General features: G+C 29.1%; 7 protein-coding genes and 1 pseudogene. 3 read left to right on the top strand and 5 right to left on the bottom strand.

Features of this window, described 5'->3' with window-relative positions; genetic code table 11:
* Nucleotides 1-52: 52 nt before the first annotated feature.
* The 3 genes from rhuM (ACNQGX_RS13865) to ACNQGX_RS13855 all read left to right on the top strand — a co-directional run bounded on the left by rhuM (ACNQGX_RS13865) (nucleotide 53) and on the right by ACNQGX_RS13855 (nucleotide 2,444).
* Nucleotides 53-394 carry a RhuM family protein gene (gene rhuM / locus ACNQGX_RS13865; RefSeq protein WP_417977187.1) on the top strand — a complete coding sequence of 114 codons (342 nt, stop codon included), beginning with the start codon at nucleotides 53-55 and terminating at the stop codon, nucleotides 392-394.
* Entirely contained in the window at nucleotides 394-1,374 is a 981-nt protein-coding gene (gene rhuM / locus ACNQGX_RS13860) for a virulence RhuM family protein/type II toxin-antitoxin system death-on-curing family toxin (protein WP_417977185.1), read from the top strand. The genes rhuM (ACNQGX_RS13865) and rhuM (ACNQGX_RS13860) overlap by 1 nt, the downstream gene beginning before the upstream one ends.
* 950 nt (nucleotides 1,375-2,324) lie before the next feature.
* Nucleotides 2,325-2,444: a DUF6943 family protein gene (locus tag ACNQGX_RS13855; protein ID WP_417977248.1), complete on the top strand. Its 120-nt coding sequence runs from the start codon at nucleotides 2,325-2,327 to the stop codon at nucleotides 2,442-2,444.
* On the opposite strand, the pseudogene ACNQGX_RS13850 reads toward ACNQGX_RS13855, so the two are convergent.
* The 5 genes and pseudogenes from ACNQGX_RS13850 to ACNQGX_RS13830 form a co-directional block, all read right to left on the bottom strand.
* Nucleotides 2,409-2,903 (bottom strand): annotated as a pseudogene (locus ACNQGX_RS13850) (Glu/Leu/Phe/Val dehydrogenase dimerization domain-containing protein); the annotation flags it as partial. The gene ACNQGX_RS13855 and the pseudogene ACNQGX_RS13850 sit on opposite strands and share 36 nt — an antisense overlap.
* A gap of 669 nt (nucleotides 2,904-3,572) precedes the next feature.
* Nucleotides 3,573-4,211: a 4'-phosphopantetheinyl transferase family protein gene (locus ACNQGX_RS13845; RefSeq protein WP_417977183.1), complete on the bottom strand. Its 639-nt coding sequence runs from the start codon at nucleotides 4,209-4,211 to the stop codon at nucleotides 3,573-3,575.
* Nucleotides 4,212-6,173: a lanthionine synthetase LanC family protein gene (locus ACNQGX_RS13840; protein WP_417977181.1), complete on the bottom strand. Its 1,962-nt coding sequence runs from the start codon at nucleotides 6,171-6,173 to the stop codon at nucleotides 4,212-4,214.
* A gap of 11 nt (nucleotides 6,174-6,184) precedes the next feature.
* Nucleotides 6,185-7,075, bottom strand: a complete 891-nt coding sequence (locus ACNQGX_RS13835; protein ID WP_417977179.1) for a DUF6734 family protein — start codon at nucleotides 7,073-7,075, stop codon at nucleotides 6,185-6,187.
* Between the two features lie 102 nt (nucleotides 7,076-7,177).
* A complete protein-coding gene (locus ACNQGX_RS13830; RefSeq protein ID WP_417977177.1) occupies nucleotides 7,178-11,710 on the bottom strand; it encodes an amino acid adenylation domain-containing protein in 4,533 nt (1,510 codons plus the stop codon).
* Nucleotides 11,711-11,713: the final 3 nt, after the last annotated feature.

The following is an 11,713-nucleotide window of genomic DNA, read 5'->3' as shown; positions in this document are numbered from 1 at the left end:
GCTAAACCAATTATTAAAGTATTATTTTTGAATTACTAAAAATGTCCTCAGTATGAAAGATATAATACTATTCACTTCTGCTAACAACGAAACACAAATTGAAGTTCAATTTGAAAAGGAAACTGTTTGGCTATCAAAAAGTCAGATAACCCAACTTTTTCAGCGGGATAAATCAGTAATAACCAAGCACATCAACACTGTTTTTAAAGAAGGTGAATTGGATAAAAATAACACTGTGCAAAAAATGCACAGTGCAAATGCAGATAAATCTGTTGATTTTTATAATCTCCATGTAACCATTTCATTTGGTTATCATGTAAAATCTAAAGAAGAAACACGGTTTCGCCAATGGGCAACACAACAATTGGATGAAAATAATAAAGTAGCAGCATAATGAGCGAGATAATTATATACAAGAACACGGACAATCAAGTTCAAATTGATGTTCAATTTGAGCAAGAAACTTTATGGCTTTCTCAAAAGAGAATGGCAGAGCTATTTGATAAAGATAGCGATACTATTGGATTGCATTTAAAAAACATTTACTCCGAAGGTGAATTGGATGAAATGGCAACTACCGAGTTTTTTACGGTAGTTCAAAAAGAGGGTAAAAGAAATGTATCTAGAACCATTAAATTTTATAATCTAGATGCTATAATTTCTGTAGGTTATCGTGTAAATTCTAAACAAGGTACCCAATTCCGCCAATGGGCAACCCAACGTTTAAAAGACTATTTAGTCAAAGGGTACGCTATTAACGAAAAACGATTAAAAGAAACTGAAAACAAGTTTCAAGAATTGAAACAAGCAGTACGTTTACTGGACAACATTGTAAAAACTAAAATAGTAACAGGTGATGAAGCACAAGGTTTACTAAAAGTATTGAGCGATTATGCTTTTGCTTTGGATATTTTAGATCAGTACGACCACCAAACTTTAAAAATAGAAGAAACCGATACGAAAGAAGTCTTCAAAATATCTTATCCTGAAGCAAAGAAAGCTATTGAAGGATTAAAAACTAAATTTGGAGGCTCTAATTTGTTTGGCAATGAGAAAGATGATTCGTTCAAAAGCTCTTTGGCAACGATTTACCAAACTTTTGACGGAATCGATTTATATCCTTCAGTCCAAGAAAAAGCAGGTCATTTGCTATATTTTGTCACCAAAAATCATTCCTTTTCTGATGGGAATAAAAGAATTGCCGCTTTTCTCTTTGTTTGGTTTTTAGAGCGAAACGCATTGCTGTATCACGAAGGAAAAAAAGTAATAGACGATAATGCCTTAGTAGCATTAACACTAATGATAGCGGAGTCGAAATCCGATGATAAAGATATGATGGTTAAGGTAATAATTAATCTGATTAACAATAAATAATGAATAAAGAGAATTCAGAAAACTTGAATAAACTACCCCAAGTAGAGTTCTGCTAAGTAGTATATGGTCTCTCTTCTGGAGTTCTCTTTATTACGTTCGGTAGCTCTAGTCGGTCGTCCACACAAAAGACCTCCTTCCTCCCTTCCGCAGCTATTACACCGCAATAAAAAAAACAGCAGTCCACCCAAAAGGCTGGACAGCTGCTTTTTTTGTGCCGTTTCATTCCTCATCTTCACACGTTCTCTACCCTACTTTCGGCAGGGCTACTACAACCACAATACCGCTTCATTCCGCTACACTCCGCAGGCTACGTTTCACTGCATTCCAGCCGTATCGTGTCTGCCGCCCTTTGTGTTTTTTGCTTTGCTCCTTCTTAACGCCTTCTGGTTTGGCTCCGCTCCTCTTTGCCCCAAATCAGGGAAGGCAAAGGATACAATACTTATTTCCATGTCCTTTCTTCCTCTGCTTACTTCATAAGTTCTACTCCTTTTTTCTGTAATTCTTATAGGGTTCGATTACCCTTTTATAAGCAGCTACGCTTTAAAACAGACTATACGCCAGAACGACTCTGCTCTTATTAAAAATAAATAAAAGAAAGTAAAGGTAGTTCCGATTTCTTAAAAAGGAACGTTCAAGCCTTCTGGGTTTTTAGTAAAATCTCCACCCTGTATTTATCATTCTGAAAAAAGTGAAACATATCAAAAGACAAGCTGCCTCTGAAGGCTGTTTACGGGAAGGAATCGGGTAGTATTTTATTAAAAAAACGTGCCTTTTTGAAACCTACACTGCAGCGACGACTTTCTTTTTTTTCTTTTTCTTTTAAAAATATATGGTGCCGAGAGCAGTGCGGAAATCATTTTAAATCCGAAGTTATATCAAATTTTATCATCAAAATCCAAAGAAAAGATACTACCCACAGCGAAAACCAACTCTATATCCTGAACAAAGGAATGAACAGTGGTAAATCTCAAAAAGTCACCTTCACCAATAGCTTTATAATCCTTTTTCAAAACGAACAAGAGACAGAAACGGTTTATTACTTTAACAACACCATGGCGCAATTGTTCTAATCGGTTAATTTTTTCTGATTTAATAAGACTAAAATGCCCATTAAGAATACCTTCTTGCGGATGTAATAACCCACATTCTTCAGTTATCGGAATTACTTCATGAATCTGGTCGACATTCAAATCCCCACCAGTTCCATAATAACTTTTCAATAAAGGCAAAACTGCCTTATACCATCGTTCTAAAACACCTTTTTTACGAGGGTCACTAGGTTCAAAATTTATTCCAGATTTTGCACCACCAATAGCTGGTCCAGATACTGAAAACTTGATTTCCATAGTTTTGGCCAATGACAACACTTCATTCATGTCTAAACCTTTTCTCATTCGAGTTCCACCTCCAGCTGCACCACCTCGAAGCGAGTTAATTACAATCCAACCTTCAGCATAAGTTTCAGAATCTTTCCAATTAAAAACAATTTCAGGCTCTTTATTTACAAATTGCTCTAATAACTCTTTCATAATATTTATTTTTAACAATTCGTGTTTCACAATATTAAAAACTCATTCTTTAAAAAAAAATCCAATTATAATACTTTAATACAGTTTTTAAAGAGTTTAAATCTTTGGCAATTGATTTCCTATTAAATGAATTTAAATCAATATCCCTATTATTTAAATCTTGTTTACAAGCTATTGAAGCAATAGTTTTTTGCTGTTCATCTTCTGTGCTACTCTGATTTTTTGATAGTATTTCTAAGAATTTTTCCCTAAGTCTGGACAAAATTTAGGAAACGAAAAACCAGTAATCCAAACATCTCAAGAACTATATCATTATTTTGCCTTATTGGGTGCTCAAACCATTTCCATACCCCTACTATTCCACCAATACCCGAACCTCCTTCAATATAAATTGTCGCATTTGAATTTGGATTTTTTAATTTACTTTTTAAAACCGCTACTGCAATTTTAATTTTTTTTATCCTCAGGAATATCCCAGACTTCTGGTACTGATAAATAATACCAACTTAATTTTTCTTTTTTTAATTCTTTCCATTCTGAAAAAAAAGTTGTTGTTTTTTCAAATTTAAAAGACTCTGCTTGGGCAAATAAACAACATGGCAACAATGATAGAAATAAAAAAAAATTCCAATACTTTTCATTTTTTTATATTAATTGATTGAAAAAAAATTAACCAATTGAAATTTCTTTTATTGAAATTTCAAAAATATTCATTTTTTTTGAGATGTAACATTTATATTGCTCATCTATTTTTATTTCTTTTAAATAGTAATTTTCCCCATTGATAACCGCCTTATTTTCTAAAATATCAAATGATTTTAATGATAGCATCAATCCATTTCCATTTGCTTTTACAACTGCCTCCTTTTGTGTCCAATAATCAAAAAAAGTATCTTTCTTATTGTTGGAAGAAATAATTTTATTCCATTCTTTTTCGGTGAATTGTGATTCAAAATCGGATATTTCAATATCTGATATTACTTCAATATCAATACCTATTTCACATTTATTACTTATCACACAAACCACTATATCACTTGAATGAGATATATTAAAGAATAAGGAATTACCTTTTAAAAATGGTTTACCAAATTTATTATAGTGAATATTATTAATTTCATCACTTGAAATTCCATTCTCTTCAAAAAGTTTTAAAAGCAAAACCCTTCCGATTAAGGATAATTGAGCATCTTGCCATCTTCTGTAACTTAAAATTTTTCTTTGAAAATCTTTATCAAAATAATTTAAATATTTCTCAATAATATTCTCATGAAAATGTTCAGATATCTTTGAATACAACAACAACATCTAAACTAACTTTAAAATATTATCGTACAATAACTGTTTTATATTATGAAGAATTAAAAAATCTAATCTTTTAATAAAATCTTCAATATCTTTTGATCCTGAAGTTTCTAAAAAATCCTTTATCATTTCTTCAGATTGAGATTTACAGTATTCTTTAATTTCAAATAATGCATCTTTAACTTTTTTTTGTGAATCAAATCGATGCAAAACCAAACCATCAATTCTTAGCGGATATTCAATAGCAAAATTTTTAAATGTATTAATAAATATAAATTCATTATTGCTAGGTTCATTATAAAAATTATGAACAAAACTATGCTTTTCTCTAAACTCCCAATCCCATTTAGTATTTACTATCTTTATATGCTCTGAGATTTTTAATTCTTGGTTTAAAATCCATTCATCAGAATTATTGAGAATTCTAACTATTTTTTCATTATGATGTAATTTATCTAGAAAAATTTGCAAATTGGTTTTTAACTCCTGATTGACATACTTTTTTTTTCTTTTTTCAAAAATGAAGACATCTTCTATTACTCTATTTATATTGGAATCAACTTTTATAAATGTTTTAAATACAAAATCCTCAAAATTTCTAATTTCAGATTTATTTATGTCATACTCTAAATTATCTAAAAAACTACATAACTCGAGATCAAATATATTTTCTATTAAAAGCAAAGTTTTATCATAAACTTTTGACAATAAACTCTTCTTAATATATCTGATATCAATGCTTAAGTCGCATTTATTAACCGTTTGATTTTTGATTTTAAATGGTTTTATAATGTTATCCGGATATTCAATATATGTAAGAGTTTTTAATAAAAAATAGGATTCTCCTAGATCCCCAAAAAACAAGCCACCGTTTAGTGTAGTTTGATTTTGTTGACCTAATATTTCGTCTTTAATTAACGAAAGATATCTCTCTCTATTGTCCATAGAATGATTTTCTAACAAGGACAATCCAATTCCTGAAAGACCATCATAAATATTACTAGGAAGATTATTTATTTTATAATTATCTAATTCAAAAAATATTTTTTTATTTTGATTTTCAGACAATAATATGCCTATGCTCCCTTTAGACCAGTTTAGTTCATTTGTTGGATTATATAACATCGAATCATTATCTAAATACTGTAGTTTAAACTGATTTAAAACAATACTATTAGTAATGTCTTTTTCAAAATTGAGCCATGATTGATGTTGTTCATCCCAACAAGAGAGTTTGTGTTTATCAATATATTTAATAATATAGTCTAAATGATTATTTGGAAAATCTATATTCAAATTTTTAAAAACATATTGAATTCCTGATGACCCTAAGGCAAATCCACAAGAATTCTTAAGATTGATTTCTTCAGTTGCTTTCCAGGAAATACCTTTTTCAGTAAATAATGCATTGTTAACAATTTTATATATAAATTTATTTAAAATTCCTAATATTCTTTCAGATTTAGATCGTTGAAATAACTCGTTTAAAACCAATAATGTTCCCGATCTTCCATCATATAAATAATCAGATGTGTATTTGGACTCTAAATACTCATTTTCAGATTGGATAATTAAATCTTCGCTAACTTGTAATAGGTCTACATTTTTATTTATATCATACAGTTGTATCAATACATAAATTAGTCCAGCTCTTCCACGATAAAGAGAATAATTATTAGTTGCTGTTTTTTCACAATAAGAAATAGTATTCTTAGACAATAATTCAGCTTTTTCCAAATAAATATCTTTCTTAGTAAACTTATACATTTCTAATAAAAAAAGTAAAAAACCAGAAACTCCAGTTTCAATATTCTCTATATTATTTGAAAGTAAATACTGATTTAATTTTGTATTGTTTTTTTCTGAAACTTCAATAAGCTGTTCAAAAGTTAAATCCAATATTAAATTTGAGAAATCTTCAACTCTTGATAGGATATTAATTTTATTTTCTTGCAATGATTCCATAAATTAAAAAATTAAATTTGGTTGGTACGAATGAGATTGATTATTTTATAATAATAATCAGGATAATCTGTAAGTAATCTGTGTGCTAATAAATCTCCGATGTATTCAATTCTTTTATAAAACCCAACAGTATGTATATATTTACCTTTTTCAGGTAAAGATGTAAAATCTGCAAGACCATCAAACGCATGATTAACATTTTCTAAGTAGCAACTAATATCAACTTTTTTCTTTTCTGCTATTGCTTTAAATAAAAATTGTTCAAAAACTGTATTAAACATTCCTATATCTATTTTATCTAAATTAGCGACATTTCTATCTACAAACCTGAAAACCTCATCAGTATACTCTTTAAAAAAATCTAAATCTGACCCACCTAAAAGTCCAGCATTAACGGCTATAATTTGATTATTTTTAATCTTTGACTCAATTAAACAATCGGGGATATAATCAAAATTTTCTTCAATTAATTTAAATACATCATTATAATAATCAAATCCCTTTTCTATATTTTGACATATTAATGGATTATTTTCAAAACTATCTTCAAATTTTTTATAAACAAAAATATCCCCATCGGCATGAATAAAAGGTTCTTTTTGTATGCTATAAGCATAAATCTTCCCCAAGGCCCATAAATCAGGATGATAATCATTTAGAAGATCCAAACTTACGTCTACATTTGTATATGGCAACTCTAATTTGTTTATTAATAAATCATAACCTAATGAATCTGTAACTAACTCAACTTTATTATAATATTTATTAAATTGGAGACAACTAAGTGCCCAACTCATATAGTTGTATTTTTTATCTACCCAACCTCCTCTATTTCTATCAGAAACATTAATATTTTCTTTTTTTAAACTAGGTTTTACCCATAAACTTTGAATTATTTTCATTTTTTTATAACTTCTTATTTTTATATTATACAGTCTTTTAATTTTTTTCGAAATACTTCATTAGATTCTTTAATACTAAACTTTTTTATATGTTTTTTTTTTTTAAAAATTAAAATCAAAATCTAAGGCTGTATTCATTTCCTGTTCCAATCTAGCTTCTATTTTTCCGATTTGAATTAAAGGATTAATAGCGATTTCATTTAAAATTTCACTAAATTTTGATACAATCATTTGTATTGTATCTTCATCAAATAAATCACAATTATAATCTACACCCCCTTTTAACAAATGATTACTTTCAAATAAGTTAAACACGATAGGCATTCTACTGAATTTATTATCAACAGGATAAGGCTTAAATTTCAATTCATTCAATTCAATACTATTCTCAAAAGTAAAATCTGGGTTTTGATAGACTAGCATCACATCGATAATATTTGGTGCTATTTTATCAAACGGTATATCTAAATAATCATTTATTTCTAATATGTTGGCACTAACAGACTCTAATAAATTAACAAAAGTTTGTTCTGATTCTACTTGAGTTCTTAACACAAGAGTTTTAGCAAACATCCCTATTTGATCACTTAATTCAGCAACATCTCTTCCTGAATTTACCGTTCCAACACATATGTCAGAATGTTTGGTTAGTTTATAAATTAAAACATTGATTGAAGTAACTAAAAGAGTGTAGAAAGTAACTTGTTTTTCAGTAGCAAATTTCTTCAAATGGAACGTAACTTCTTCTGTGAGTTCAAACAATAATTTACTTCCATTTTGTTTATTATTTTGAATACTAAAATCTCTAATAAATAAATCTTTAGGTTTATAATTTTGAAGATAATTTTTCCAAAATAATTCATTCTTAGATTGATTTTCTTCTAACGTTTTCTTAAGCCATTCCGAATAATCTTTAAATTGGAATTTTAAAGTATCTTCTTTTACTACGTCTTGAGCATTTTCATTATAATTTCGAATAAAATCTTTAATAAAAATTTCCAGCGATAAACCATCCATTATGATGTGATGTGTAGAAAATAGTAGTAGGTGTTGATTAGTTTCAATCTGTATCAGTTGAACTCTTATTAAAACCTCTTTTTCTATATCAAATTCAGTATTGATTAATCGATTGATGGCCTCTTCAATGTTTTCATCTTCTAACTGTTGTACAGCGATTTCAAACCTAATTTTCTCAGAGATATTTATTTTTTGATAAGGTATTCCGTTAATTTCAATAAAATTAGTTTTTAGGATTTCATACTTCTCAATTACTTGATTTATTGATTTATTAATTTTTACGGTATCTACAATACCCTCAATAGCATAACCTGCAGACATATTGTAGGCTATAGAACTTTTTGTCTGTTGTGAGGCTAACCAAATTGTATATTGAGCTGGAGTTAAATTGTATAAATCTTTGATTTCAGATAATGGTATAATCTTCGATCTAGTTGGCTTTAGTCCTTCTAAATAAATCGATAGGGACTCAATAGAAGGATAATCAAAAATTGTTTTTAAAGTAATCTCTAAAAAAAGATTTCGAGAAATTAATCCAATCAATTTTACTGCATTTAAGGAATGACCCCCAAGTGCAAAGAAATTATCGTTTACACTTATAGCTTCTTTTGTATTTAATACTTCCTTCCAATATTGTAATAGATTTATTTCTAAATCTGATATAGGTTCTTTAAAATTATCATTATTCGTATTATATTCAATATTCCTTAGCGACAAAGATTTACGATCTATTTTTTGATTGGGTGTAAGTGGAATTTCTTGTATCGGAATGATTGTATTCGGAATCATATAGTACGGAAGTGTCAATTTTAATTGATTCATAATTTCTTCCGAAAAAGTATTTGAATTTTGGTTGTCTAGAACCGCATTTTCATTTTTATTGGAAGAAAAACTCTTCGTGTCAGATTTAACTGCATCTATAAATTCCTCATTTTTTAAAACATAAGCTACTAAAAAAGCCTCTTGTTGTTCTCCTTTTTTAGCAATGACGACTGAGCCTTTAATCTGCTCTATTTTATTTAATTGCGATTCAATATCTCCCAATTCAATTGTATAACCTCTTATTTTTACTTGATTGTCATTTCGCCCTAAAAATTCTATTTCACCAACAGTATTCCATTTTCCGACATCTCCTGTATCATAACATAAGCTATTTGAATCAAAAGGATTTTGAATGAATTTTTCTTTGGTCAATTTTTCGTTTCTATAATAACTTTTTGCTAATCCGTCACCAGCAATATAAATAGCTCCGTGTGTCCCTATTGGCTTTGGACTTAAAAATTCGTCTAGAATATAAAATTGTGCATTATTTATTGGTTTACCTACGTTAGACCTATCTGTAAGTTGTTCTATTTTTTTTAAACTTGACCAAACGGTAGTCTCAGTTGGACCATACATATTCCATAACTCTAAACAATTGGCAATTAATTTCTCTGCCAATGATTCGTTTAATAATTCGCCACCACATAATACTTTCAACTTTTTATCTCCTTGCCAATGGGCATTAAATAACATTTGGTAAAAACTAGGCGTCGCTTGGATAATAGTTGGTTTAACTTCTTCTAACTTTTTAATGATTAAATTGGGGTCGGATAACACATTTTTATTAGCAATATATAAAACTGCTCCTGAAATTAAGGGCACAAAAAAATCTAATATGGAAATATCAAAAGAATAAGTTGCTATTGAAAATATGGTGTCATTTACATTAACGCCTGGTACTTGTTGAATACTAGTTAAGAAATTAAGCAGTGATTGATGCCCTATTTCAACTCCTTTTGGATTTCCTGTTGATCCTGATGTATAAATAATATAGGCGGTATCTTTTGGAGACACGATTTCAAATTCGGTTACTTGCAATTCATCAATTTCATCAAAAATATTTTCTAATGATATTATTGTTACTTGCTCAATTCCTTCAATTTCATATTGATTTTCTTTAATAATTATTTTGGGTTGGCTATTGGCAACAATATAACTTAAACGATCTTTGGGAAAAGCAGGGTCTAACGGAATATAAGCCTTACCTGCTTTCAAAATACCTAATAAAACAGCAATTATATTAGTCGACCGACCTAATAAAACTGCAATTGGCGATTTATCTTCTTGACCACATTTTACGATAAGATAGGCTGCTATTTGGCTTGATAGTTTGTCCAATTCGTAGTAAGAATAAGATTTAACATCATCTTTTAATACAAGTTTGTGAGGTCTTTTTCTAACTTGCTCTTGAAATAAATCTAAAACAGTCTTATCTTTTGGGTAATAAGCTTTTGTATAGTTAAAATCAAATAGTAATTGTTGCTTTTCTTCTTTTGTTAAATAATCTAGCTCTTTTAGTTTTTTGTTAGAATTAGTTAAAACCTCACCAACTAACTTTTCAAAATGATTAACCACTTGGGTTATACTTTCATTATCAAAATAATTCAAATTATAATCAAAATCAATCTGTACATCGTCCGATTCATCAAACTCCCTTACATGTATAGTTAAAGCTACCCTTTCTGAATGATGACTTAAGGGGATTACTTTAGTTTGTGTATTTTTAAAATGAGGGGAATAATCTTGTTTTGCATAGGAAATCATGATATTGAATAATCTGTCTTTTTGACTGTATATCTGAAGCTCCTTGATTAACTTTCCCAATGGTAACCGCTGATGACGATAATCCTGTCTCAATTGATTTTTTATTTCTATTATTAAGTCCTGAAAAGTAGCTTCAAAATCCAGTAACATTCTTAGAAGGGTTACGCTCATAAAAAGCCCCACCGTTTTTTTATAAAGGAATTTACTTCTGTTTAAAACAGGCATGCCAATAACAAAGTCACTGTTTTCGTGTTTTCTTCCAAAATAGGTATAAAGAATCCCTAAAATCAAATGAAAAGTAGAACATTTATTACTTGCGGCTAATTCGTTTAATTGGTTATAGACATCTCTTTTTATAATTAATTCTTTTCGGCTGCTTTCATTTATCTCAACTTTATCGTTTAGTTTTTCAAATAAATTCTCCGGTAGTGATTTGAATTTTTGAGACCAATACTCTAAATCCTTATCAAATGATTCTGAATTTTGATATTGAGAGTCATCTTCTGCAAAGTCTTTATAACTGAACGGGTAAGTGGATGTAATTGACCCAAATTCAAAAATCTCGTTATAATTTTGAACTAATCTCTGAAACATTAAAGAGGTTCCCCAACCATCCGTTATAATATGATGATGAACTGAAAATAAATAATGATAATCTTCCCGGATTTTTAGCAGAGTGAATATCTGAAGAGGATTTCCTTCTATTAAATCAAAAGGTTTCAATAATCCCTTTTGCATATATTGGTTTGCTTGTTCAATTGGATCCATAAAATCAGAAAAATCAATAAATCCCAATTCAGATTGATGGTCTTCAAGAAACCCGATACTTACTTCTCCCTCATTTTTTTTAATAACACTTCTGAACACATCGTGCTGATTGATTAATGCACTGTACGCTTTTTTGAATATGTCAATGTTTACTGGCCCTTTAATTTCGGTTTTTGCCCCAACATTATATAAAGGCTCATCAGGAAATATTAATTGCTCGAAATAAATGTCTTGTTGCGGTAAGGTTAATTTCATAAAATTCATTTT

Origin of the sequence: Flavobacterium glycogeni (assembly GCF_048286775.1) — a bacterium.
Lineage (GTDB): Bacteria > Bacteroidota > Bacteroidia > Flavobacteriales > Flavobacteriaceae > Flavobacterium.
This window is presented reverse-complemented; position numbering and strand designations above follow the sequence as displayed.

Coding starts and splice junctions, on each gene's coding strand:
- rhuM (WP_417977187.1), top strand. CDS start 53: ATGAAAGATATAATACTATTCACTTCTGCTAACAACGAAACACAAATT.
- rhuM (WP_417977185.1), top strand. CDS start 394: ATGAGCGAGATAATTATATACAAGAACACGGACAATCAAGTTCAAATT.
- ACNQGX_RS13855 (WP_417977248.1), top strand. CDS start 2,325: ATGAACAGTGGTAAATCTCAAAAAGTCACCTTCACCAATAGCTTTATA.
- ACNQGX_RS13845 (WP_417977183.1), bottom strand. CDS start 4,211: ATGTTGTTGTTGTATTCAAAGATATCTGAACATTTTCATGAGAATATT.
- ACNQGX_RS13840 (WP_417977181.1), bottom strand. CDS start 6,173: ATGGAATCATTGCAAGAAAATAAAATTAATATCCTATCAAGAGTTGAA.
- ACNQGX_RS13835 (WP_417977179.1), bottom strand. CDS start 7,075: ATGAAAATAATTCAAAGTTTATGGGTAAAACCTAGTTTAAAAAAAGAA.
- ACNQGX_RS13830 (WP_417977177.1), bottom strand. CDS start 11,710: ATGAATTTTATGAAATTAACCTTACCGCAACAAGACATTTATTTCGAG.